Source organism: Pseudomonas artemisiae, from assembly GCF_057128685.1.
The window spans coordinates 67,804-91,917 of sequence record NZ_JBSKHS010000016.1 but is presented as its reverse complement, the minus strand read 5'-3'; the positions used below and the strand labels follow the sequence as shown (position 1 = coordinate 91,917).

Sequence of the window (24,114 nt, the reverse complement as noted above, 5' to 3'; positions counted from 1 at the left end):
CCTTTTTCACCGCGCCGATCCGGAGACCGAAGCCGCTTCCAACCCCTTCGAACCGGCTAACCCATTGATACTCAAGGATTTTGCCGTTCCGTTGCCGCTGGAAGTGGGGCGCAGTATAAAGGGTTTCGGAAGGCCGTCAACCCTTATATTCTCATTTATGTTCCAACGGCATTGCTCGGGCCTGAGTTGTCCGCGATCATTACCGGCCGCCTATTCCGTATAAGGTCCATCATGGCTGCCCCTGCTCCCTTCCGCTCACTGCTATTTCCCATAGGCCTGTTACTGATTGCCATGTGCTCAATTCAGGCCGGGGCCTCTCTAGCCAAGTCTTTATTTCCATTGATAGGCGCGCCGGGCACTACCGCCGTACGTTTGATCTTCGCCGCAATCATTCTGCTTACGGTATTGCGCCCTTGGCAGGCCGGGTTGTCGAGCAACGCCTGGCGTAGCGTTTTTGTTTATGGCCTAGCCTTGGGAGGCATGAACTTCCTCTTTTATATGTCGTTACGCACGGTCCCCTTGGGAATTGCCGTGGCACTTGAATTCACAGGACCTTTGGCTGTAGCGGTGCTATCTTCGCGCCGAAAGGTGGATTTCTGCTGGGTAGGCTTGGCCGTCGCCGGAATGCTGTTGCTGATCCCGGGTGTCACGTCTGCTGGCGCGGTAGACCTGACCGGTGCGCTGTTCGCCCTGAGCGCGGGCGTCTGCTGGGCGCTATACATTTTATATGGGCAGAAAGCCGGCGAGGCTCATGGGATTCAAACCGCCGGGCTTGGTGTTGCCATTGCCGCTGTCTGCATTGCGCCCTTGGGCGTTGCCTCGGCCGGTACAGCGCTGTTGAACCCGGTGATAGTACCGGCGGCCATTGGCGTAGCGATTCTATCGACCGCCCTGCCCTATAGCCTGGAGATGGTGGCGTTAACACGCATGCCCGCGCGAACCTTTGGCATTCTGATGAGCATGGAGCCCGCTATCGGGGCGATGTCTGGATTGGCCTTTCTCGGCGAGCAACTCACCTTGAACCAATGGCTGGCCATTGTCGCGATCATTGCCGCCTCGGCAGGCGCTACCCTCACCACGCCCCGGCAGCCGGCGACGGCAGCCGCCGCTGACTGAGCCGGCACTCACTCACACAGGAGCGGTACGCTTTACCAACCAGGCCAACGCGGCCCCACCCACCAAGGGGGTAAGGCGCTCGCGCACCTGGGCATGATACGCATTGAGCCAGTCGCGCTCATGGGGCGCCAAGCGCTCCAACAGAAAGCAACGTGTATCGATAGGGCACAGGGTAAGGGTTTCAAAACACAGGAAGCTGCCGAACTCGCTATCCCCAGCCGCGCGAGTAGCTACCAGGTTCTCGATACGCACGCCCCATTTACCGGGGCGATAAGTCCCAGGCTCGATCGAGGTGATCATACCTTCGCGCATTGCAGTGTTCGGCCCTGGGTTAGCCTGATAGGCGATCACCTGCGGCCCTTCGTGCACATTGAGGAAGTAGCCTACCCCATGGCCGGTACCGTGGCCGTAGTTCACGTTATCCGCCCACAGAGGCGCACGGGCGATGGCATCAAGCAAGGGCGTGAGAATGCCTTCAGGGAAGCGCGCAGCTGACAACGCCAACATGCCTTGAAGCACGCGAGTACAGTCCGCTTTTTGGGCTTCGTTCAACTCGCCGATCGCGACCATACGCGTGATGTCCGTGGTGCCACCCAGGTACTGCCCGCCGGAATCGATCAACAGCAAGCCGTTGCCTTCGATCACTGAATGGGCCGCTTCTGTAGCACGGTAGTGAGGCAACGCACCATTAGGGCCAAAGGCCGCGATGGTGGCAAAGCTTGGGCATACATACCCAGGCCGTTGCGACCTGGCTGCCATTAGCTGCTCATCGATGGTCACTTCCGTCACGGTTTCTGTGCCAAGGGTGCCTTCAAGCCAGGCGAAGAATTCGCACAAGGCCGCGCCGTCCTGCTCCATTGCCCGGCGCACGTGGCTCAGTTCCGCCTCGCTCTTGCAGGCCTTGAATAACGTCGAAGGGTTAACCTGTTCTATACGTATAACCGCCGCTGGCACCGCTTCAATCACGCCGGCCGTAACCCGTGCCGGGTCAATCAGCAGCTTAGCCTCAGGCTCAAGCTCGGCCAGGTCTGACATAACGCGCGTGTAATCGCGCACTTCTACACCATCGGCGGCCAGGGTATCGCGCAGCGCTGGCCCGACCTTACCCTCCCCTACCCACAGGATGGCACTATGTGCCTTAATCAGAGCAAAGCCCAGGAAGACCGGGTTGTAACTCACGTCACTGCCGCGCAGGTTGAACAGCCAGGCCAGATCATCGAGCGTTGCAATAAAATGCACGTCAGCTTTGGCTTCAGCCATCGCCTTACGCACACGGGCCAATTTAGCCGCCAGCGGTTCGGTCGCTTCCGGCGGCAGGTGGGCAATCACCTCTGCGGCCGGCAATTGCGGGCGATCAGACCAAAGCCCCTCTAGCCAGTCGCGTTCGGTGCGCAGGCTGACGCCGCGAGGTTCGAGCTTTTCCTTTAATCCACGCTGCGCTTGTAGCGCCAGAACCCGCGCATCCACTGCCAGGGCGCCATGCTCCGGAAGCTGCTCAGCCAGCCATTGCACATGATCCTGCGCGCCAGGCTGCAGCTTCATCAAGGCTACACCCGTGCCTGCCAACTCTCGCTCGGCCTGCTCCCAGTAACGGCTATCAGCCCAAAGGCCTGCGAAGGCTGGGGTAACCACCAGCGTGCCTACCGACCCATTAAAGCCCGATAACCACCGTCGTGCCTGCCAATGGCCAGGCAGGTATTCGGACAGGTGTGGGTCAGCGGAGGGTACCAGCAAGGCATCGAGGCGCTCTGTGGCGAGCATGGCGCGGACCGCGGCGATACGCTCGGCAACCGAAGCTTGGGACTGGGAAGAAGGGTTCATCTAGGCTCCAGCAACTCGGATAAAAGCCAATGATGAGGGAGCCGGCTCAAGGCGGCAAGCCTGAGGCCCGAGCCGCTACGCTGAACTAACCCTGGTCGTAGTCTTCATAACCGAGGAGGACCGCGGCCATTCGCGGTACCGCTTATCGGTCAACGCTGGAGGTTCATCATGCCCCGTGGAAGCAAAGACACCTACACCGCCAAACAGAAAGATAAAGCCCAGGCCATTGAAAAGCAGTACGAGGCCAAAGGCGTACCCAGCAAAACCGCCGAGGCCCGCGCCTGGGCCACGGTGAACAAGCAATCTGGTGGAGGAGAGAAAGCCGGCAGTGGACGCTCAACGCCCTCCAAGGCCAAGTCCCGTGCTCGCCATGACAGCGCTGAACGCGCCGCTGCCACGCGTAAAGGCCAGGCCCGTTCCTCAACCGCCTCGCTGGGTAGCCAAACCAAAGCGTCGTTATTGGCCGAGGCCCGTGCCAAAAACATTCCAGGCCGCTCGACCATGGATAAGCAAGCGCTGATCGAGGCGCTACATAACGCCTCATGACCCGAAGGCTGGCCCATAAGGCATACCTCTGGGTCAAGCGGGTATTGACTACCGCGTGCCGAGGGCAGCGCGTGATCGCTAATGATTGATCGCAGCGATATGGCCTTACACTCGGCGATCAGTTCCGGTGTCAACCGTCACGGCCAACCTGGACAGTGGTGCCAGCGTCGTCAGCCAGGTCGCGGGCGGTCGCGTTCTGAGCGCGCATCAGCCGTGCCCGGGCCTGTATGTACTGATCGAATGGCAAGGCTTGCCGATTCAAGGCTTCCAGCGATAGCTGGGCACGCTCTTGCGGCGAATAGGGGCGTGTCTCAGGCCCTGCCGTTGCGCAACCTGCCAGCACTGACATAGCGGCCAGGGCGAATATCGGCAGAGAACGTTTCATGGGTGCCTCCGGCCCAATGGGCGGTGAAGTTCAGGAATGAACTCAGCCTACGACTGGGCGGGGCCTCTGAGAAATCAACGGCTCTGATAGTAGCTATTGCGAAGCCGCAAGGAACGCCTACGTCGGGTTTAGGCCAGCCGAGCGCGCCGACGGCCACCGGCACTACAGGGCAGTTTTGACCTTACTGGCTACATCCGCGGGCAACCACGCGTCCAGCCACTGCGGGTGTTCGCGCAGCAGTTGCACCGCAGCCGGTCTAGGCTCCTGACGCTGTTCGCTCATGGTAGCCAAGGCCCGGTTCAGAGGGTCGATGGGTATTTCCACCTTGGCGAAAAACGCGGTGACATCGGCATGCTCGGTTTTAAAGGACTTAGATACACCAATAGATAACTGCGAGGCCAGGGACCGAGTGGGCCGGGGATTGGGCTCGTTGACATCGGTTAGCGTCTTCCAGGCCTGAGCATCAAATGGTGGCTCTTGCAACTGGATGAATTCATAACGCCCAAGCAAGGGCGTCGGGCTCCAATAATAGAAAAGCACCGGTTTGCCTCGTTTGACCGCCGAGGTGATCTCCGCATCCAAGGCTGCTCCGGAACCGGCCCGGAAGTTGGTGAAACTATCCGTCAGGCCATAAGCCTTGAGTTTTTGCCCGTTGACCACTTCGGAAGTCCAGCCAGTAGGGCTGTTAAGAAATCGGCCTTTGGCGGGAGCTTCTGGATCTTTGAACACATCTTTGTACTTGGGCAGGTCTGACACGCTTTTAAGCTCTGGCGCCAACGGCTTGATACCTTTGGCTGGGTCGCCCTTGATCACGTAGGCGGGCACCCACCAGCCCTCAGTGGCGCCCTTGACGATATCCCCCAGGCCCTCGACCTGGCCTTTTTCCTGGGCGGCGTTCCATACCGGGCTACGGCCGGCCCACTCTTCGCCGATGACTTGAATATCGTTCTTGGCCAGGGCGGCCTCCAAGGTAACGGTGGTGCCCGGCAAGGTATCGGTGGACAGGCCATAGCCTTTTTCGACCACGAACCTCAACATCTCAGTGATTAGGCTACCGCTTTCCCAGTTGAGTTCGGCAAAGCGCACCGGTTCTGCGGCGGTGGCACTGGCTGACAATCCCAAACAAAGTGCAGCGGCTGCACCTGCAAACCAAGTAGCGAGTTGTTTCATCGAGAACCTCCCAAGGCTGATATGCAACCGCCACAGCCTAGCCGAGGTTGGGCCAAACGAGGAGTTTTTACTGTTCGCTGGCTTTGAACGTAAGTTCGCCATTGCGCCATTTGGCGGCCTTGGCGACAGCGGCCTTGAGCGGCTTGGTCAGCCCGCCAACCAGTTGCTCACTGGCAGCAAATACTAGCATCACACTTTGGCCCTGGCGAAACACCACGCCGCTACCCAAGGGGGTTTCGACGAAGGCGTACTCGCCTAACCCGTAAATGGTGAACTTCAGGTCCCGGAACTTTATCTCCAACTTGCCGCCTTCACGGCTGGGCAATACCGCGGCGCGGAAATGATCCCCGGCTTTTAACTGCAGGCCGGGTTTATCATCCACCACCAATGCAGCCTCGGTGTCGATTTCAGACATATAGAGGTTGTCTGCGGACTGTTCAGTGATGTAGACGAAACGCGACTGAAATAACTTAACCAACTTTGCACGCAAATCCCCCAACACGAAGAGTGCGTGCATATCCAGATTACTGACTGCCAACGAGAAATCCTCAACCAGATGAAAGAACCGGTTGCCATCGCCACCTCCTGGTAGGCCAGGCAGGCGGTACGATGCAAATGCCCTGATATAGATGGTGAGCCGGTGAAAAAGAAAGGACCAGCCAGGGGTCACCTCGCGTAGAGGCGCCGGTGTCTAGGATTCTCATCAAAAAAACGGCTAAAGAAAAGCCCTTTCAAGCATTGGCTGAAAACTAACGAACTCCGCTGGGCTTGTGAGGTTCCAAATAGCCAAGATCGCATCCCTGCACACATGCCATAGGAGCTCCCATGGAAGACGTACATCACAGCCTCGAAAGCCTGTTCAACCAACTTGGCCTTGCCAGCACTGGCGAGGAAATAGACAAGTTCATTGATGACCATCAACTGCCAGCGGAGGTTAAAGTCTCCGAAGCCGAATTCTGGACCGATGCACAGAAAGGCTTGCTCAAGGAAGCCATAGGCGCGGACGGAGAACACGCGATGTGGGTGGACGAACTCAACGTACGCCTTCACCACGATGCCAACCAAACGGCCAGCTAAGGGCCGCACACGGTGGGTACAGCTTCGGTGCCCACCCTGCCGGACCAAGGCGGCGCCATTTGAAGGCCCGCCCTTTGGTCATCAGCGCTCTGTTCAGGCTTGACGCTGGTGGCGATCGATTTGCTCGTGGCGTTCTTGAGCCTCGATGCAGTATTTGGTGGTGGGGCTGATCAGTAAACGCTTCAAGCCAATAGGTTCGCCACTGTCTTCACACCAGCCAAAGGTGTCCTCGGCGATACGGCCCAAGGCCTGTTCAAGCTGCGGCAACAAGCGCTGATCACGCTCGATGGCATTGACCAGCCAGTGCCGCTCTTCTTCAACAGAAGCCGCGTCAGCAGGGTCCGCCGGGGAGTCGAGGCTCTCGATGGCCGAACGGCTCTCGTCGATGCGCGCCTGGGTTTCGACTTTCATGGCCTGCAGCAGCTGGGTGAAATAAGCCTGCTGCTCGGCGTTCATGTAGTCATCGGCCGGCATCGCCAGCAACTTTTCCTTCGTCATTGATATCTCGATAAACCTGGTGAGACGGATCGGTGGACGGCCGCGCCAGCAAGCTGGACGACGAGCAATAGTCAAATGAGGGGCGGGAGTCTACGGGCGCGCGCGGCCAGCGGCAATACCACAGGCTAAAATGGCCAGATTTCCCTTGCCTGCAAAGATGACAGGAAGATGAAACTTAAGGCCCCGGATTTAATAATGAGTCTCATTATGGTATAAAAATATTACTTCATTTCCTGCTTCCCGCGGTGCCTTTCTATGTTAGTCCCCTTCCTGATCATGCTGCGCGAAGGCATTGAAGCCGCGCTGATCGTTGGCATCATCGCCAGTTACCTTAAGCACACCGGCCGTGGTGAATGGATGCCCGCCGTGTGGGTCGGGGTATTTCTCGCCTGTGCGGTGGCGCTGTTGGCTGGAGGCGGCCTGGAGCTGGCCAGCGCAGAGTTTCCACAAAAGCAGCAGGAGCTGTTCGAAGGCATTATCGGCTTGCTTGCGGTAGGCATTCTCAGCTCCATGGTGTTCTGGATGCGCAAGGTCGCCCGGTCCATCAAGGATGCCCTTCATGCGTCTCTGGACCACGCCCTGGCCGGCTCCCGCAACCAGGTGTGGGCGTTGATCGCCATGGTGTTCTTCGCCGTGGCGCGGGAAGGGCTGGAAACGGTGTTTTTTCTTCTGGCCGTGTTTCAGCAGAGCCAGGGCAGTGGCGCCCCATTAGGAGCATTGCTGGGCCTTGCCTGTGCGGTGCTGGCAGGCGTAGCCCTGTACCGGGGCAGCCTTAGCCTGAACCTTGGCAGGTTTTTCCGCTGGACGGGGTTGTTCATCCTGGTGGTGGCGGCCGGCATTCTGGCCAACTCCGTGCAAGCGCTGCATGAAGCTGGGGTATGGAACCGCCTGCAATATGTAGTTGCCGACTGGAGCACCCAGTTGCCAGTAGACAGCCCTGTGGGGGCAGTACTTGCCGGGATGTTTGGTTATCAGGACACGCCAACGGTGAGCACCCTGGGCGCCTGGGCAGGCTACCTGGTCATTGCCCTGGCCCTTTTCTTCGCGCCAGTGGGCGGGCGTCGCTCGCCTGCCGCACCTTCCGCTACTAACGCCTAAGGTCGTACATGTCCAATTCCGCTTCTCGCCCGCCGCGCTTGCTGCGCATGGCCGTGGCTGGCTCCCTGGCGCTGATGATCGCGGCCGGCGGCCTGTTCTACTACGCCGCTCAAGTGGCGGCGCAAAAGCGCAAAACCAATGCCGGCCAGGAAACCCAGGTGACCATCCTGGATCATCGCTGCGAGCCTGAAAACCTCACGCTGCCGGCGGGCAAGGCTGCTTTTCGCATCGTCAATGGTTCAGACCGAGCCGTGGAATGGGAAATCCTCGACGGCGTGCTAGTGGTGGAAGAGCGCGAAAATATCGCCCCAGGGTTGAGCCAACTGATCAACGCCAACCTGGAACCTGGTACCTACGCGATTACCTGCGGGCTGCTCAGCAACCCCCGTGGCACCTTGACCGTTACCCCTACGCCTGAGTCCGACGCTCGGGCCAAGGCACGGCCTTCGCTCACGGCCTTTATCGGACCGCTGTCGGAATACCGGGTGTACTTGAGCCAGCAGGGCACTGCTCTGATCAAGGCCGTAGGCGAGCTGACCAGCGCCATCGAACAGGGCGACCTGGCCCACGCCCGCGCCTTGTATACGCCCGCCCGCGCCGCTTACCAGCGAATCGCACCCGCCGCGCAGCGCTTCGCCGAACTGAACAACGCCATCGATGCCCGGGCGGACTACTTCGAACGCCGCGAACAAGACCCGGCCTTTGGGGGCTTTCACCGGCTGGAATATGCGCTGTTCGGGGCAGCCCCTAATGATGCCCAGGCGGCATTGCCCATTGCGCGCAAGCTGATGCAGGACGTAACCACGCTCAAGGCTCAGCTGTTGGCCCAGCCCATTCCTCCAGACCAATGGGTCGCCATGGTTTCACGTAATGTGCGCACCCTGGCCGACCACTGCTTCAACGGCGAGGAAGAGCGCTATAGCCATCAAGACCTGAGCGGCTTTGCGGCCAACCTGGAGGGCGCCACCAAGGTGATCAACCTGCTGCGCCCGATGGTGGAAAAAACCGCGAGCGACACTCAAGCCGGTATTGACCGCGCCAGCGCAGCCTTGGCACAGGCACTACAAGCCGGCCGCGATGCTACCGGGTACCGCCCCTACGACCGGGTGAACCCCGCGCAGCGCCAGGCCATTGCCGAGCGCGCGCGCGACCTTGCCAACGCCCTGGATGGCATCGACCCGGCCCTTGGCCTGTCCGACCTCTGAAGGCTCTGACCAATGACTGACCGCTCTACCCTCCCCTCACCCGACCGCCGCCGCCTGCTGCTGGGCCTGGGCGCCGCTGGCGCCGCCATGAGCTGCCCAATGTTGGCGCGCGCCAACGAAGGCAAGGTGACCGAGGCGCCCAAAAGCGACCGTACCGAAGACCGCCACGCCTACGAGGGCCTGCACCAAGCCGGCGTCACCACGCCACGACCCGCAGCGGGCATGGTGGTGGCGTTCGATGTGTTGGCCAATGACCGCGCCGACCTGGAGCGGCTGTTCCGTACCCTGGACGAACGCCTTCGCTTTCTGACTCAAGGTGGCCCGGTCGAGAACCTGGACCCAAAGCTGCCGCCGCCCGACTCAGGGATCCTCGGCCCGGTGGTCAGCCCGGACAACCTCACCATCACTGTATCGGTGGGCGCCTCACTGTTCGATGACCGCTATGGGCTCGAAACGCTAAAGCCCAAGCGCTTGAGCCGTATGACCGGCTTCCCCAATGACGCGCTGGAAGAAGACCGCTGCCATGGCGACCTGAGCCTGCAGTTTTGCTCGAACACGCCTGATACCAATATCCACGCGCTGCGCGACATCATCAAGGTATTGCCCGACCTGCTGTTCGTGCGCTGGAAACAGGAAGGCAGCGTGCCTGCTCAGGCGCCAACCAAACCAGGCGAACAGGCACAAAATGCCCGTAATTTTCTGGGGTTCAGAGACGGCAGTGCCAACCCCGATTCCACCAATGGCGCCCAGATGGACCGGTTGGTATGGGTACAGCCTGGGGCCGATGAGCCCGCTTGGGCGGCCCAGGGCAGTTACCAAGTGGTGCGGGTCATCCGCAATTTCGTTGAGCGTTGGGACCGTACGCCGCTTCAAGAGCAAGAGAGTATCTTTGGCCGCCGCAAGGCCAGCGGCGCGCCCATGCAGGGTGGCGATGAGTTCACCCTGCCTCATTACGAGAACGACCCGCAGGGTAAGCTGACCCGGCTCGACGCGCATATTCGCCTGGCCAACCCTCGCACGCCCGGCAGTGAGGCCAACCTGATATTGCGGCGGCCGTTCAACTACTCCAATGGCGTAAACAAGAATGGCCAGCTGGACATGGGCCTGCTGTTTATCTGCTACCAGGCCGACCTGGAAAAAGGGTTTATCACCGTCCAGAGCAGGCTCAATGGCGAACCGCTGGAGGAATACCTCAAACCCACGGGCGGAGGGTATTTCTTCACCCTGCCCGGGGTAAGGGGCCGCGAAGACTTCATCGGCCGGGCGCTATTGCTGGCCGCACCCGATCACGTCACCACCTAACCCAAGGATGCTTCCTCATGAAACAGACATTGCTCGCGTCCATGATCGCCACGACCGTGCTGGCCGCCCCCGTCTTTGCCGCGGCGCCCACCGCGCTCGACATGGTACAGCCGATCTCCGACTACAAGATCTACGTGACTGAGGAAGTGGACCAACTGGTGAGCCAGACCGACGCCTTCGCTCAGGCGGTCAAGGCCGGCGACCTGGCCAAGGCCAAGAGCCTGTACGCGCCCACCCGTGTGCACTACGAGGCTATCGAGCCTATCGCTGAACTGTTCAGTGACTTGGATGCGTCCATCGATTCGCGGGTGGACGACCATGAAAAAGGCGTGACCGCCGAGGACTTCACCGGCTTTCATCGCATCGAGTATTACCTGTTCGAGCAGCGCACCACCAAAGGCGCCGAGGGCTTCGCCGACCAACTGATAAAAGACGTGAAGGACCTCCAGACGCGGATCGCCGACCTCACCTTCCCACCCGAGAAGGTCGTAGGAGGGGCCGCCGCATTAATGGAAGAAGTAGCCGCCACCAAGGTCACAGGCGAGGAAGACCGCTACAGCCACACAGACCTCTACGACTTTCAGGGCAACGTGGAGGGTGCCCAGAAAATCGTCGAGCTGTTCCGCCCACAGATCGAACGTCAGGATAAAGCCTTCGCCGCCAAGGTAGACAAAAACTTCGCCACCGTAGAAACCTTGCTCGCGAAGTACAAAACCCCGGACGGTGGTTTCCAGACCTACGACAAGGTCAAGGAGCGCGACCGCAAGGCCATGATCGGGCCGGTAAACACGCTGGCCGAGGACCTTTCTACCTTACGTGGCAAGTTAGGGCTCAACTAGGCTAACGTTCGGGCCCTGATGCCCAAGCCTAGGCGTTATCAATAATAGCTTTATGCCTGCGGCTGACAGCCGGTTTATAAACGCCCTGCTACCCTTGTTGTAGCGGGGTTTGGCCTTTAAATTGCCTAACCGCGAGCCATTCACGCCCAAGGATGCCCATGGCGCTTAACGATCAGACCATCAGTATGCGCGACGGCGAAGAACTGGACGGCGCGGCTATCGATGCGTGCCTGAAAGCGCATTTGCCTAGTCTCAGTGGTGCACCGAGCATTCGGCAATTTCCCGGTGGCGCCTCTAACCTTACCTACCTGCTGGCCTACCCCGACCGGGAGCTGGTGCTGCGTCGCCCGCCATTTGGCCAGAAGGCTCGCAGCGCCCATGACATGCCTCGGGAATACCACATTCTCGACAAGCTCAGCCGAAGCTTTGGCTATTGCCCCCGCCCGGTACTGTTGTGCAGCGACGAGAGCATCATCGGCGCGCAATTCTATGTCATGGAGCGGCTGCGCGGGATCATTCTACGCAAGGACCTGCCGCCTGAGCTGGGGCTGGATGCCGCCGCCACCACGCTGCTGTGCAAAAGCTTCGTAGACCGCCTGGTGGAGCTGCACAGGGTGGATTACCACGCCTGCGGCCTGAGCGACTTGGGCCACCCTGAAGGCTACGTGAAGCGGCAGGTGGAGGGGTGGTGGGAGCGCTACCACCACGCGCTCACGCCAGACGCCCCGCAGTGGACTGAGGTCATCACTTGGCTACGTGAAAAGATGCCCGCTGAAAGTGGCCGAGCCAGCCTGATTCACAACGACTATCGTTTTGACAACGTGGTGCTCGACCCTGCAAACCCAACGCGCATTACCGGCGTGCTGGACTGGGAGTTAGCGACCCTGGGCGACCCCTTGATGGACCTAGGCAATTGCCTGGCCTACTGGGTCGACGCCACCGACCCAATGCCAGTGCAGGTGACCCGCCGACAGCCAAGTAATGCCCCTGGCATGCTCACCCGGGCACAGATCGTAGCCTATTACGGCGAACGCTCAGGCATAGCCGTGAGCAACTTCGATTTCTATTATGTGCAGGGGTTGTTCCGCCTGGCGGGCATCATTCAGCAGATTTACTACCGTTATCACCACGGGCAAACCCAGGATTCGCGATTCGCTCATTTCATTCATATGAATGGTCTGCTAGAGCGCATGAGCCTACAGGTGATTCACCGCTCCGCCCTTTGACAGGATTTCCCATGGCTAACCACCTCTTCGACCTCACCGGCAAAATTGCCCTCGTATCCGGCGCCAGCCGGGGCATCGGTGAAGCCAGCGCACGGCTTCTGGCGCAACACGGCGCCCATGTGATCGTAGCCAGCCGCAAGCTGGCAGGCTGCCAGGCGGTTGCTGAGGCCATCGTAGCCGATGGCGGCCAGGCCACACCGCTGGCTTGCCATATCGGTGAGCTGGAGCAGATACACGCCACCTTCGAGATGATCAAGGAGCGCTTCGGCCACTTGGATGTGCTAGTCAACAATGCCGCCACCAACCCACAGTTCGGTCATGTCTTGGACACAGACGTTGGTGCCTTCCAAAAAACCTTGGACGTGAACGTTCGCGGCTATTTTTTTATGTCTGTCGAGGCCGGCAAGCTGATGCGCGGCCAGGGTGGTGGCAGCATCATCAACGTCGCTTCGATCAATGGAGTGTCCCCTGGCATATTCCAGAGTGTGTACTCCATGACCAAGGCCGCCGTCATCAATATGACCAAGGCTTTCGCTAAGGAGTGCGCACCCATGAATATCCGTTGCAACGCACTGTTGCCCGGCCTCACCGACACCCAGTTCGCATCGGCCTTGGTGAACAACGAGCAAATCCTTACCCAAGCCCTGGCCCAGATTCCATTAGGCCGCGTCGCCGCTCCCAGCGAAATGGCAGGTGCGGTGCTGTACCTGGCCAGCTCAGCCTCCAGCTACACCACCGGCGCTGCCCTGAATGTGGACGGGGGGTATTTGGCTTAGCGCTACAAGCTATGAGCTATTGACTTGAAGCTTGCAGCTTCCCAGTGCCCAGCTAGAATGCGGCACTCCTTCGCAAGCAGTATGTGCCATGCCCTTCGACCTTAGCGTTGCCCCTCTTACCCTGGCCATTCTGGCCGGGGTGGCCTTTCTTGCCGGTTTTATCGACGCCATCGCCGGTGGCGGCGGCCTCTTGACCACGCCCGCCTTGCTTACCGCGGGGCTGCCCCCGCACCTGGTGTTGGGTACCAATAAGCTCAGCTCCACCTTCGGCTCGGCCATCGCCAGCTATACCTACTACCGCCGCAAACTGTTCCAACCCCAACAGTGGCGCCACGGGCTGATCTGTACCGCCATTGGCGCGCTGATCGGCGCGGTAGTGGCCCATTACCTACCCGCAGAGTGGCTGAACAAGATGCTGCCAGTGATCGTGTTCGCCTGTGGCCTTTACCTGCTGTTCGGAGGTACTCCCAAGGCGCCCCTGGACAGTAACGCGCCTATCCGCAAAACCTGGCAAGCTCCCCAAGGGTTGGGCCTGGGGTTCTACGATGGCGTGGCCGGGCCCGGTACCGGCGCGTTCTGGACCGTCAGCAGCCTGCTGTTGTACCCCATCGACCTTGTCAAGGCCAGTGGCGTGGCGCGCAGCATGAACTTCGTCAGTAACGTCGCAGCCTTGTTTGTGTTTGTCGTGTCTGGCCAGGTGGACTGGATCATTGGCCTGACCATGGGCGGCAGCGTGATGGTAGGAGCGTTCTTTGGCGCGCGTACTGCGATCAGCGGCGGCGCGGCCTTCATCCGCCCGGTATTTATCACTGTGGTGCTGGCCTTGACTGTGCGTCTAGCTTGGCAGCACTGGTTCGGCCAGGCCTAGCCTGCGTGCCACATACACATCGATCAGGTAGCGGGCAATGGACCGCGCTGCCGGCAGCGGCGGTAGCGCGTGTATGGAGAACCAGCGGGCGTCCTCGATTTCGTCCTCCTGCGGGATGATATCGCCGCTGGCGTATTCGGCATGGAATCCTAACATCAGCGAATGAGGGAACGGCCAGCACTGGCTGCCCAGGTACTGAAGGTTGCGCAGCTCTACGCTGACCTCTTCGCGCACCTCACGAATAACGCAGGCCTCGGCGGACTCCCCCGGCTCGGCAAATCCGGCCAACGTGCTGTACACCCCGCTGACGAAGCGCGGGGAGCGCGCTAGCAGTACTTCATCACCACGGGTGATCAGCACGATCATGCTGGGGGAAATCCTCGGGTAACTGCGCAGCCTACAGCGCTCACAGTGCATGGCCCGCTCGCCAGGCACTTGCGTCATGGCCTGGCCGCAGCCGCCACAGAAACGGTGTTCGCGAGCCCAGGTGGCGATCTGGGCCGCATACCCGAGTATCTGGTAATGCAGAGCGTCCCCATCCAGCATAAACGGCCGCAGCCCTTGCCACTGACACCCTGGTACCTGCACCGGGCCTTCGAACTCAATCAGGTACACCGCCTGGCCGTCCAAGTGGCCAATGCCATGTTCAAAAGAGATCGGCACACCCAGGGCTTTGAGCCAGCCTCGATCGAACAGTACCCCGTTGTGGTTGAACATAAAGCCTTCTGGCCCTTTCACCACGGCCAGGCCGCCGGGTGCTTGAGTGTCGAGTACAGCGGTGATCCAGCGGTGAACCATGTACACAATCCTGCCGATAGCGGCGCGGTCAGTCGTCGAACCGCGCGGTCTGTTTGTTCAGGGCCGCAGCCATGGCCAGCTTCAGATCCACTGACTGCAACATGGCGGCATTCCAGGTAGCCACGTATTCCAACCCGTCGGCGATGGAGTGGTCTTTCATGTAATTGAGCATGCGCTTGGTGCCGGTAACGGCGAGGGGGGATTTTTCCGCGATCTGCTGGGCCAGCGCCAGCACGCCTTCAAGCAACGTCTCCTGATCGGCATACACGTGGTTGACCAACCCGATCGCCAAGGCTTCCTGGGCCCCTACTTCGCGCCCGGTAAAGGCCAGCTCACGCAAAACCCCCTCCCCAATCAAACGCGGGAGCCTCTGCAGGGTGCCCAGGTCCGCCGCCATGCCCATGTCCACTTCCTTGATGGCAAAGCGTGCATCCTGGGCACAATAGCGCATGTCGCAGCTAGCAATCAGGTCTACCGCGCCGCCAAGGCAATACCCTTGGATGGCCACAAGTACTGGCTTGCCGCACTGCTCCACCGCGGTCAAAGCCGCCTGCAAGCCAAGGATCTTGCGCCGTAGCAAGCGGGCATTGCGGCCCACGTCAGAGCCCAGTTCAGCAGCGATCTGCGCCAGCATCGCCAAATCGATACCCGCACTAAAATGCGCGCCGGTACCGCTAAGCACCGTGGCCCGTATGTCATCCTGTGTATCGATTTCGCTAAAAACACGCTGAAGTTCGTCCCAGAGCACTGCATTGATGGCGTTGCGCTTTTCCGGGCGATTGATCTGCACGTGCATGACCTGCCCGTGCCGTTCCAGGCATAACCCTTGATACGCTGTCACTGGCGCCGCCCAGGGGCACGAGGCAGGATAAAACACGCGATGGCCTGGGCCACGCCGTCTTCTTCGTTGCTGCCAGCCACTTCATCGGCAGCCGCCCGTACGTCTTCAGATGCCTGCGCCATGGCAATGGCCAGCCCCGCTCGCTTGAACATCGCCACGTCATTATGGCCATCACCCAATACGGCCGTGTTTTCAAGGCTGACGCCCATCAACTCGGCCACACGGGTGAGCGCTACGCCCTTGTCCGCCGCTAAGGCAGTGATATCCAAATAATAAGCCTGGGACCGTGCGGCATGGGCCTTGCCTGCCAGCACCGGTTGGATCTGAGCCTCAAGGCTGGCAAGCAACTCGTGGTTGGCGGTCGTTGCCACAATTTTCTGCACCTGTTCAAAGTACGGGGTGAAATCATCCACCTGCACAGCGTCATAGCCCAAGGCATGACGTTCGGTTTCAAGGTAAGCAGCGCTGAAGTTCTTCAGCAACCAGTCCTCCCCTGAGAACAACCATACATCTACCGGGTAGTCATCGAAGAATTCAAGGGCCGCTTTCACCACCGTAGGGTCAATGGCATGGCTTTCCAACACTCGCCCATCGGGGTACACCAGGCGGCCCCCGTTAAAGCCCGCAAGGGGTGTGGTCACGCCCAACGCCCGGGCCTGCTCCAGCATGGCCCGCGGTGGGCGGCTACTGGCGAGGGCAAATTGCACACCAGCTGCCCCCAAGGCCTTGACGGCCTCAACCACGGCCGGTGCCAGGCTGTGGTCCCGGCGCAGCAAGGTGCCGTCCATGTCGCTCAGTACCAACTCGATCATGGTGCTCATCCTAAGGCGTGCCAGGCACGGCCATCACGGGCCAGCAGCTCATCAGCGGCCTCGGGGCCACTGGTACCGGCTGGGTAGCTTTCCAGGGCAGCGCCCTCGTGCCAGGCATCGAGCAATGGCTGCACCGCGCGCCAGCCATTTTCAATGTTATCCGCCCGCTGGAATAAGGTTTGATCGCCTGTGAAGCAGTCGTATAACAGGGTTTCGTAGCCAGTGGAGGGCTGCATCTGGAAGAAGTCCTTATACGCAAAGCCAAGCTTAACGTTATCAATGACCAGCGCCGGCCCTGGGCGCTTGGCCTGCAAATCGAACCACATACCTTCGTCGGGCTGGATCTGAATATGCAGGAAGTTAGGCTTGATATAATCCACGTTGGTATCGCGGAATTGCGCGTAGGGCGCGGCCTTGAAGCAAATGGCGATCTGCGTGTCCCGCACGCCCAGGCGCTTGCCGGTGCGCAGGTAAAACGGCACGCCCATCCACCGCCAGTTATCAATCATCACCTTGAGCGCGACATAGGTTTCCGTTTGGCTGTCAGGGTCTACCTTGGGCTCTTCGCGATAGCCTGGCATGCCCTGATCGCCAGCGGCGTATTGCCCGCGCACCGAATTGGCCTTCGCTTCTTCGGCCGACCATGGGCGAATCGCGCCTATCACCTTGGCTTTCTCGCCTCGCACGGCATCGGCGCCAAAGGCTGCGGGCGGCTCCATGGCTATCATCGCCAGCAGCTGGAACAGGTGGTTGGGCACCATGTCGCGTAAGGCGCCGATCTGGTCATAAAAAGTACCACGGGTTTCTACGCCCACCGCTTCGGCGGCGGTAATTTGCACGTGATCGATGTAGTGATTGTTCCAAAAGGCCTCGAAAATGCCGTTGGAGAAGCGATTGACCATGATGTTCTGTACGGTTTCTTTACCCAGGTAGTGGTCGATCCGATAAATCTGCCGCTCGGTCATCACGTCCAAAAGCTTACGGTTCAGCTCCTGGGCCGTGGCCAAATCCGAACCGAATGGCTTTTCCACCACCACCCGCCGATAGGCATCAGGCTGCTCGTAGAGCAAGCCGGCCCTATTCAGGCGTTGGGAAACCTCTGTGAAGAAACGAGGCGAGGTTGCAAGGTAGAACACGGCGTTGGGCGTGCCATTGGCCTGCAAGGTGCGGGCAATGGCCTGATAGGTATCGTCGCTGGTAAAATCCCCTGTCACGTAACTGATGCGTTTGGCCAAAGGGTCCCAAATAGCGGGGTCTATGGCCGTGTCAGCTTGCTCGGGGTGTTTGGCACGCACTTGCTCAACGATAAACGACTTGAGCCGCTCGGCAAATTCCTGGTCTTCAACCGGGTTGTGGTCCACGCCTACGATGTGCATCTGGGAGTCTAGCAGCCCGTCACGGGCCAGGTTGTAAAGCGCCGGCATCAGTAGCCGCTTGACCAGGTCGCCATGGGCACCAAAGAGGAACAGGGTTGCTGGGGGAGCCGGATCGGCTGTGGTCTTGCCTCGCTTCATACTGCTGTCTCCAGCGTCGATGGGCATGCGATGCGCGACCAGGGGGCGCGCAACCTTGGTACACCATAGCCCCGACGCGCCGCCAGGGCCATGGCGGTAAGCGTTACTTCTTCACTTCAATGTGACCGCCGAAACCGAACCGCATGGCAGACAGCATTTTGTCGCCGTAGGTGGCTTCTTGGCGGGAGCGGAAACGTGCAAAGAGTGAGCTGGCCAGCACGGGTACGGGCACGGCTTGCTCTACGGCCGCATCAATGGTCCAACGCCCTTCCCCGCTATCGGACACGGCGCCTGAGTATCCTGCAAGCTCGGGATCGGAAACCAAAGCATCGGCGGTAAGGTCAAGCAGCCAGGAAGACACCACGCTGCCACGGCGCCACACCTCGGCGATTTCCGCCAGGTTGAGGTCGTAACGCTGGTCTTCAGGCAACTGTGGAGAGTTCTTGGTTTTGAGAATATCGAAGCCTTCGGCGAACGCCTGCATCATTCCGTATTCGATCCCATTGTGGATCATTTTCACGAAATGGCCCGCCCCGGCGGGGCCTGCATGGATATAGCCTTTTTCGGCACGCACATGTTCGTCTTGACGGCCTTTAGTGCGAGGAATGTCACCAATGCCGGGCGCCAAGGTCTCGAACAAGGGTTCCAAACGTTCAAAGACGTTCTTCTCGGCGCCAATCATCATGCAGTAGCCACGGTCCAGGCCCCACACACCGCCTGATGTCCCGACGTCCACGTAATGCAACTGTTGACTGGCCAAGGCTTTGGCCCGACGTGCGTCGTCCTTGTAGAACGTATTGCCGCCATCGATGATCACATCGTCTGGTTCCAGCAAGGCTGCCAGCTCATCAATGGTGTGCTCGGTAGCGTCACCCGCGGGGAGCATGACCCATACCGCACGGGGCCGCTGCAGTTGCTCGACCAAGTCGGCCAGGCTCTGCGCGCCCTGGGCGCCATTGGCCGCCAAGGCCTCTACTGCCTGCTGGCTGCGGTCATATACCACCGTGTGATGGCCGTTGCGCATGAGACGTCTTGAAATGTTCCCACCCATGCGCCCCAGTCCCACGATTCCCAATTGCATGCCGGTAACTCCAAGAAATGTAAGAAAAGCCGTTACAGCTTATCGCAGCCCGCCGCAGAAGGTTAGTCCGGAGCATATCAGGAAGGTTTCAATGGGGTTGGATTCACGTCCCGACGAACGGCAAAATAGCGCAAAGCTGCGCGCGACATGGCTTTGACGTCATTTACCCGCCACAACTCAAAACCACCCTAAAGAAAAAAGTTCCCAAACACGATTAAAGAATCCAGAATCGGAACCGATCAAGTAAGTAACCCGGCGGGGAACCCCCCACGAGGTATTTACTTAACGTAGTGGTCCGCCATCTCGAGGTGTGCAATGGGTAACGTAGCCGTAGCAAAACAAATTCAAACCCTGTATGTGACTATCCGTCGCGACGAACTGCACGACCTGAAGGCCGAGCGCGATCAACTTCAGCGCAAAGTGGCCCAGCTTAGTGCCATGCTGCCAAAGCCTGCCATCACCACCCGTGGTAAGGTAGCGATCGCTCAGCTCGCCTGATGCAGTGCGCACAGGCACGGTGCCCGCCGTGCCTGGCGACATAGATCTCACTGCTGATTCAAGAACAACTCCCTCGCTGTACCTGGGTCGATCCTGCTTCGATAGATCCTCACCACTTCCGTGTTACTTGCCGCCTGTGCCATCTGTGTGCTCAAGCCCACGAACCGCTGTGTGACGGTCTTTAGATGTGCCGCCAGGTACTGTCCGTCCGGGGTATCCACACTCGGGTAATGGAAATGCGCATACCACAGCGTATGGCCGCCGACCTCGTCAATGGCGTACTCCTGCACAATGTCCTTGCGCTTGCCTTTTCCCTTTAGCGCTACTCGCCCACCCAAGCGTCGAATAGTCACCTGGTTTTGCTCGATCAGGTAACGTACCCGAGCCGCCGTGGGCAAGGCCGTCTTCGTCAAGCTTATACGCAACCGCTTCCCTTCCTGGGTCAGCCGCACGGCGATATCTCGCAAGGCACGCGCCTTCAGCTCGGCACTCGGGTAACCCGGCCCGCCTACATCGGTCTCGTTGATCCGAGTCAACGCCTGCTCAATCCGGCCGGCGGTACCAAGCAGGTCCCGCGCCGTATTGCTCAGCATTTCTTCCAACTCCACTGGAATACGCGTGACTTGGGCCAATCGCGGGGCTTGCTCCAGCTGTCGAGTCGCACTGGCAAGGCGCCGGTCTGCTTCAGCCATCAGGCGATCTACGTCAGCCCTGCTGGCCGAGCTCCGTTCCGGCTCGGGGCGTGGCACCTCCTCCTGTACCCAGTCGCCCCGGTGCGGGTCTTTGGAAAAGCGTGCCACAACCGAGTCATCCAAAGGCGATACCACCTCAGCCACTTCCTGCGCCGGGCGCTCGGGCAGCTTGCGGACCCTGGCCATGAGTGGCCCACGGTTACGGGTGCTGATCACCCGTTGCCCGCTTCCCGACGCGCTCGCCGCCGACGACGGCTGCGCGCGGGTGGCCGAGGCGCCAGCGCGGTCAGTTTTCATCAGGCTGATCAGGCGGGTTTCAGCCTTCTCCCGAAGCGCCGTGACCAGCGGCACCAAATGATCCATCTGCGTAGTGACATATTCTGGCTGAAGCGTCTGCTTGAGCCAGTGCACCGTGTCCTCGGCGGCTTGATAGGTGGCAATGACCCCATCGAGCAGTTCGATTTCTTGTGTCTCGCTGACAGTAGCGCCAGCGGCCAGCGCTTTGTGGGTGTTCAAGCCCAGGGCCAAGGGCGTCATGGCTTCGCGAAACGCATCCCGCGCGGGCTGATCATTCTGCATCGGCTCCTCAAGCAGGCTCAGCTGGATGTAAGACCTGAGCACCTGGTACTCCACCTGGCTGCGGAAGTTGGAAAATTTCGGCTTGAGCTGCTCCAGCACGCGGGCGCCGAACACCGGTATGTCTCGCAGCTGGCTCAGCCGCTCCTCCAGGCGGCCACGCCAGCGCTCGGCGGCCGCGGCTCCATCGGCCTGTTGGTGAAGAAAGGCGAACCAGTGCCGGGTCTGCTCGGCCGTCATCTCGCCGGTATCCTGCCCGTGTATGGCCATGGCCTCATTGGCCTGCAAGCTGTCCACCAACGCCTCGCGGGTCAGGCTCAGATAGTAGCCGCACATATTCGCCTCGGCGGCCAAGGCGGTGCTCAAGTGCTTGGCAAAGTCGGTGAGCGCGATTTTCTTGCCGATGGCTTCGTATGCGGTGCGCAGGCGCAGACTGGCCTGGAACGCCTCTTCCAAACGTTGCTGTTCCTGAGCACGGCGCGCCCTCGCTGCTGGCAGGTCATTGGCCCGAATAGCGTCGTTGATCGCCTGTTCGCCCTCCGTTCCTTGCGCGCGCATCTGCTGATAGGTCTGCTGAATTTGCTCCAAGTACTGATTGGCCTGGACACGCAACTGCTCGTTGAGTTCGCGCTGCTGTTCGATACGGCGCTTGGGCGCGCCTCCATGCAGGCGCAAGCGCAAGTCGAACGACCAGTGACCGGCCTCATCACGACGCAGCCAAGGGCCCGGCGCTGCTCGGTCAGCGACATTAATCACCCTGGCTTCGCCGTCCCCAGGGGTGACTTCGAACAACTGCCCACCCACCCGCGCAACCCAGCGCTGGCCGTCATGGATCAGCCCTCGGAATGGCCCGGTGGAGACCTGCGGAGGAAGGGTTTCGGTTACTGTTACCGCCAAGGCGGACAAGCGCTGGCGCATCTGCGCGGTCAAGCTTGCACGGGGGTTTGCCCAACTGAACTGGGGCACTGGCGCAACCGGGGCTGGCTCGCCTACCCCATCTCCCCCCGCACTGTGCGGGATGTCGGCAACTGATTCGCCAAGCGCCCCATCAACCCCTGTGGTCAACAGGGCCAATGCCAGATCAAGGACCACTTCCTCACTGTCGAAGGCTTCGGCTTCGCCTGAGGGGCCCACGCTATTGAAGTGATCGCTCAGCGCGTGGCCTAGCTGGATCAGCCAGGCAGCGCTGGCAGCGACCCCGCTGAAAAGAGGCACCAGTTGGTTAAACAGCAGCCAGCTCAGTTGCCGGGCCGATCGCCAGAAGCTCTCCTCAGTGCTTACGGTCTGACGGTCCGCGGCCAAGCTAATGGCCTGGACCACCCCGTCATAGAAGGCGTCCAGTGGTGCCCCAGTCAACTCCACAGGCGCGAGCCTCGCGGGACTCACGGCCGGCTCCGGCGCGAACTCGCTACCCAAACCGAAGCGCAGCCAGTGCGGTGCGCGCAATCCGCCATTGCGGTACCTTGTCGCCGCGGTATCGCTTAACCAGGCGAGCACCGCCTGCTGCAGCTGGGGCTCTTCGATAATGGCCTGCATCAGGCTTGCCTGGTCTTTAAACTGACGCAGTGGCACGGGGCCCAAGGGCGCATAGAGCACCACAGGACCGTCGCTTTCCGGGGCCCAGCAAACAAACATACCTATCACTTGGTCTGGCGCCGCGCCTGGCGTAGCCTCCAAAGCCAGCTGCGCCACTACCGGCCCAGGCCTGTCGCCTTGGAGTGCGCAAACACGCCGCACCAGTGCGACCCCCCTTTCGTCAAAGCCGTCTTCGCGCAGCTTGGTCTCCAGCGCCAGTAATGGCAGTTGAGCCGCCACCATGATCTTGAAGGCCATTCGGCGTTGCTGGCCCTCTGTGCCAACCGTAAAGGCGTTGCGCAGCAGCTTGATGTAGTTGCCGCCTACGTCTACCTGCTTCACCAAGGCCAAGGCGCTTGTGTCATCCAGCCAGGCCGGCACCACCTTGCCAGGCCGTGCGCTTACCTTCATCCAGCCAGCCGGTCGCCCGCCCGTATTGAGCAGGCTTAGGTCAACCAAACCCAGCTGTCGCTCATCGTAGGTAATGGTGCCGCCACCGCCGGCAATGCTGAGCAGGTCATCGTCTGTGCGGGAGTAAACAGTAACCTGAACATCTTCCACATCGCTCAGCGGGGCATTGGGATGTTCGATTGCGATCTGCTGGGTCAGGCGGTCCCGGGCATACTGCTCCACCGTAGGGATTCCAGAGAGAAAGCCGGCACTGCCCAGCGCCTGCTGCGCACGTGCCACGTGTTGCAAGCCCAGGCCGTAACGCAACTGGTCAATGTCACTGGCCCCTCCAAGCCATTGCGGGAGGCGCTGACGGACTGCCTGAATGCGTACCTGGCGCCCTGCGCGGTCGAGCAATACTGCGGCCGGGAACACGTTCATGGCCGTTTCAAAGGTGGCCGTATCCACCCGTTCAGTCTGCAGGCGCGCGGCCAGGGCGCGTTGAGTACGCAGATAATCGGCCAGCACGGCACCGGCCCAGACGCTGCACAGATCCAACCCAGGCAATGCGGCCTGTTCTGCCCCCCTTTTAAGGGCGAGCGAAGGCCCTCCAGGCAACGCCTGGCCCAAGTAGCCAGCCAGGGCAGCAGCGGTGCCAAAGCGTGTCCAACCTTGCGGCGGATCAAACACCATCCAGAACGGCCGCGGGTTGTCCCCCTCTATCAACAGCAGCGGTAGCGGCTTGCCCACGGCATGAACTACCCAGGACCTTCCTTGATCGGTTGTCTGCGCAGGCGATGCCTCGGCCGTGGAAGCCGCCAGTTGGCGATCGACCAGGGCGACTTGCGCCGCGCTCATCTGGCCGAATGCACTTGCCGTACGCAGGCTTTGGCTGGCCAGCTGCCGAACATGTTCGGCCAGCCAGGCCCACGGGGTCTGGCCATCAGGCCCCGGCTCGCTCCAGAAGCAGGCCATACGATCACTCCAGGCTTCTAGGAAAAACCGGCCAGCCAGGTCAATCTCCTGCCCTACCACGGACAAGTCGGCGGTCAGGTGCCTGGGGTACTCGCTCCCGTCCTGGTCGGTCAGAAAGTCGTTCTCCGGCGACAGCTGCAACGGCGTATTTGCCAGATGACGGCAATAAACCGCGTTAATCAGCGGCTCATGGATATAGCCGGAAAATATCGCCTGGCCCTGGCGGGTTCGCCACAAGCCGCGAGCGAGCGTCAGCTGTTCCGGGGATACGGGTTCTTTGATCGCTTGGCCAAGCCTGGGCCTGAGCAAGTCACAGATGACCTGGGCGAGCGTGGGGCGGCTGGCCAGACGGCGGCTGACCGAGCCGGTGAAAGGTTGAGTGTGCAAATCCGAGCGAGTCAAGGTGGAGCTCCTCTAATAACGGAGCCCCAGTCT

Annotated in this window: 23 protein-coding genes; 12 read left to right on the top strand and 11 right to left on the bottom strand. The window is 60.4% G+C overall.

Annotated features, from left to right (window positions below):
- A partial coding sequence (locus tag ACWKV4_RS17270; RefSeq protein ID WP_483833324.1) for a hypothetical protein occupies positions 1-223 on the top strand: 223 nt, incomplete at its 5' end.
- 5 nt (positions 224-228) lie between these two features.
- Entirely contained in the window at positions 229-1,116 is an 888-nt protein-coding gene (gene rhtA / locus ACWKV4_RS17265) for a threonine/homoserine exporter RhtA (RefSeq protein WP_483833327.1), read from the top strand.
- 12 nt (positions 1,117-1,128) lie between these two features.
- Here rhtA and ACWKV4_RS17260 read toward each other — a convergent pair whose 3' ends face one another.
- Complete coding sequence (locus ACWKV4_RS17260; protein ID WP_483833323.1) at positions 1,129-2,937, bottom strand: aminopeptidase P family protein; 1,809 nt, start codon at positions 2,935-2,937, stop codon at positions 1,129-1,131.
- Between the two features lie 168 nt (positions 2,938-3,105).
- Here ACWKV4_RS17260 and ACWKV4_RS17255 point away from each other — a divergent pair, with 168 nt between their 5' ends.
- On the top strand, positions 3,106-3,483 hold the full coding sequence (locus ACWKV4_RS17255) for a termination factor Rho (protein WP_483833322.1): 378 nt from the start codon (positions 3,106-3,108) through the stop codon (positions 3,481-3,483).
- A gap of 130 nt (positions 3,484-3,613) precedes the next feature.
- Here the strand turns inward: ACWKV4_RS17255 and ACWKV4_RS17250 are convergent, their stop codons facing one another.
- The 3 genes from ACWKV4_RS17250 to ACWKV4_RS17240 form a co-directional block, all read right to left on the bottom strand.
- Positions 3,614-3,868, bottom strand: coding sequence for a hypothetical protein (locus tag ACWKV4_RS17250; protein ID WP_483833321.1), 255 nt, complete (start codon positions 3,866-3,868; stop codon positions 3,614-3,616).
- Positions 3,869-4,030: 162 nt separating this feature from the next.
- Positions 4,031-5,038 carry an ABC transporter substrate-binding protein gene (locus ACWKV4_RS17245; RefSeq protein ID WP_483833320.1) on the bottom strand — a complete coding sequence of 336 codons (1,008 nt, stop codon included), beginning with the start codon at positions 5,036-5,038 and terminating at the stop codon, positions 4,031-4,033.
- Between the two features lie 67 nt (positions 5,039-5,105).
- Positions 5,106-5,576 (bottom strand): hypothetical protein, encoded by a 471-nt coding sequence (locus ACWKV4_RS17240; RefSeq protein ID WP_483833319.1) that lies wholly within the window; start codon positions 5,574-5,576, stop codon positions 5,106-5,108.
- A 287-nt stretch (positions 5,577-5,863) separates the two neighbouring features.
- Between ACWKV4_RS17240 and ACWKV4_RS17235 the strand changes: the two genes are divergently transcribed.
- On the top strand, positions 5,864-6,115 hold the full coding sequence (locus ACWKV4_RS17235; protein WP_483833318.1) for a DUF2789 family protein: 252 nt from the start codon (positions 5,864-5,866) through the stop codon (positions 6,113-6,115).
- Positions 6,116-6,208: 93 nt separating this feature from the next.
- Here the strand turns inward: ACWKV4_RS17235 and ACWKV4_RS17230 are convergent, their stop codons facing one another.
- A complete protein-coding gene (locus ACWKV4_RS17230; RefSeq protein WP_483833317.1) occupies positions 6,209-6,613 on the bottom strand; it encodes a TraR/DksA family transcriptional regulator in 405 nt (134 codons plus the stop codon).
- A gap of 255 nt (positions 6,614-6,868) precedes the next feature.
- Here ACWKV4_RS17230 and efeU point away from each other — a divergent pair, with 255 nt between their 5' ends.
- The 7 genes from efeU (at position 6,869) to ACWKV4_RS17195 (ending at position 13,927) form a co-directional block, all read left to right on the top strand.
- Positions 6,869-7,711 carry an iron uptake transporter permease EfeU gene (efeU, locus tag ACWKV4_RS17225; RefSeq protein ID WP_483833316.1) on the top strand — a complete coding sequence of 281 codons (843 nt, stop codon included), beginning with the start codon at positions 6,869-6,871 and terminating at the stop codon, positions 7,709-7,711.
- Between the two features lie 8 nt (positions 7,712-7,719).
- On the top strand, positions 7,720-8,916 hold the full coding sequence (gene efeO / locus ACWKV4_RS17220; RefSeq protein WP_483833315.1) for an iron uptake system protein EfeO: 1,197 nt from the start codon (positions 7,720-7,722) through the stop codon (positions 8,914-8,916).
- Between the two features lie 12 nt (positions 8,917-8,928).
- Complete coding sequence (gene efeB, locus ACWKV4_RS17215) at positions 8,929-10,218, top strand: iron uptake transporter deferrochelatase/peroxidase subunit (protein ID WP_483833314.1); 1,290 nt, start codon at positions 8,929-8,931, stop codon at positions 10,216-10,218.
- A gap of 17 nt (positions 10,219-10,235) precedes the next feature.
- Positions 10,236-11,057 (top strand): iron uptake system protein EfeO, encoded by an 822-nt coding sequence (gene efeO / locus ACWKV4_RS17210; protein ID WP_483833313.1) that lies wholly within the window; start codon positions 10,236-10,238, stop codon positions 11,055-11,057.
- A 158-nt stretch (positions 11,058-11,215) separates the two neighbouring features.
- Entirely contained in the window at positions 11,216-12,283 is a 1,068-nt protein-coding gene (locus ACWKV4_RS17205) for a phosphotransferase family protein (RefSeq protein WP_483833312.1), read from the top strand.
- An 11-nt stretch (positions 12,284-12,294) separates the two neighbouring features.
- The gene (locus tag ACWKV4_RS17200; RefSeq protein WP_483833311.1) at positions 12,295-13,059 is read left to right on the top strand and encodes an SDR family oxidoreductase; all 765 of its coding nucleotides are present in this window, start codon (positions 12,295-12,297) and stop codon (positions 13,057-13,059) included.
- Between the two features lie 88 nt (positions 13,060-13,147).
- A complete protein-coding gene (locus ACWKV4_RS17195; protein WP_483833310.1) occupies positions 13,148-13,927 on the top strand; it encodes a TSUP family transporter in 780 nt (259 codons plus the stop codon).
- Here the strand turns inward: ACWKV4_RS17195 and nudC are convergent.
- The 5 genes from nudC to gnd all read right to left on the bottom strand — a co-directional run bounded on the left by nudC (position 13,895) and on the right by gnd (position 18,973).
- On the bottom strand, positions 13,895-14,725 hold the full coding sequence (gene nudC, locus ACWKV4_RS17190) for an NAD(+) diphosphatase (RefSeq protein WP_483833309.1): 831 nt from the start codon (positions 14,723-14,725) through the stop codon (positions 13,895-13,897). The two genes, ACWKV4_RS17195 and nudC, sit on opposite strands and share 33 nt — an antisense overlap.
- 28 nt (positions 14,726-14,753) lie before the next feature.
- Complete coding sequence (locus tag ACWKV4_RS17185) at positions 14,754-15,566, bottom strand: crotonase/enoyl-CoA hydratase family protein (RefSeq protein ID WP_483833308.1); 813 nt, start codon at positions 15,564-15,566, stop codon at positions 14,754-14,756.
- Complete coding sequence (locus tag ACWKV4_RS17180; RefSeq protein WP_483833307.1) at positions 15,563-16,387, bottom strand: HAD family hydrolase; 825 nt, start codon at positions 16,385-16,387, stop codon at positions 15,563-15,565. Before ACWKV4_RS17180 ends, ACWKV4_RS17185 begins: the two co-directional genes overlap by 4 nt.
- The gene (zwf, locus tag ACWKV4_RS17175; RefSeq protein WP_483833306.1) at positions 16,384-17,892 is read right to left on the bottom strand and encodes a glucose-6-phosphate dehydrogenase; all 1,509 of its coding nucleotides are present in this window, start codon (positions 17,890-17,892) and stop codon (positions 16,384-16,386) included. Before zwf ends, ACWKV4_RS17180 begins: the two co-directional genes overlap by 4 nt.
- A gap of 103 nt (positions 17,893-17,995) precedes the next feature.
- Complete coding sequence (gene gnd, locus ACWKV4_RS17170) at positions 17,996-18,973, bottom strand: phosphogluconate dehydrogenase (NAD(+)-dependent, decarboxylating) (RefSeq protein ID WP_483833305.1); 978 nt, start codon at positions 18,971-18,973, stop codon at positions 17,996-17,998.
- A gap of 315 nt (positions 18,974-19,288) precedes the next feature.
- Between gnd and ACWKV4_RS17165 the strand changes: the two genes are divergently transcribed.
- Complete coding sequence (locus ACWKV4_RS17165) at positions 19,289-19,471, top strand: DUF6026 family protein (RefSeq protein WP_483833304.1); 183 nt, start codon at positions 19,289-19,291, stop codon at positions 19,469-19,471.
- Positions 19,472-19,518: 47 nt separating this feature from the next.
- Here the strand turns inward: ACWKV4_RS17165 and ACWKV4_RS17160 are convergent, their stop codons facing one another.
- Positions 19,519-24,081, bottom strand: a complete 4,563-nt coding sequence (locus ACWKV4_RS17160) for a dermonecrotic toxin domain-containing protein (RefSeq protein ID WP_483833303.1) — start codon at positions 24,079-24,081, stop codon at positions 19,519-19,521.
- Positions 24,082-24,114 lie beyond the last annotated feature (33 nt).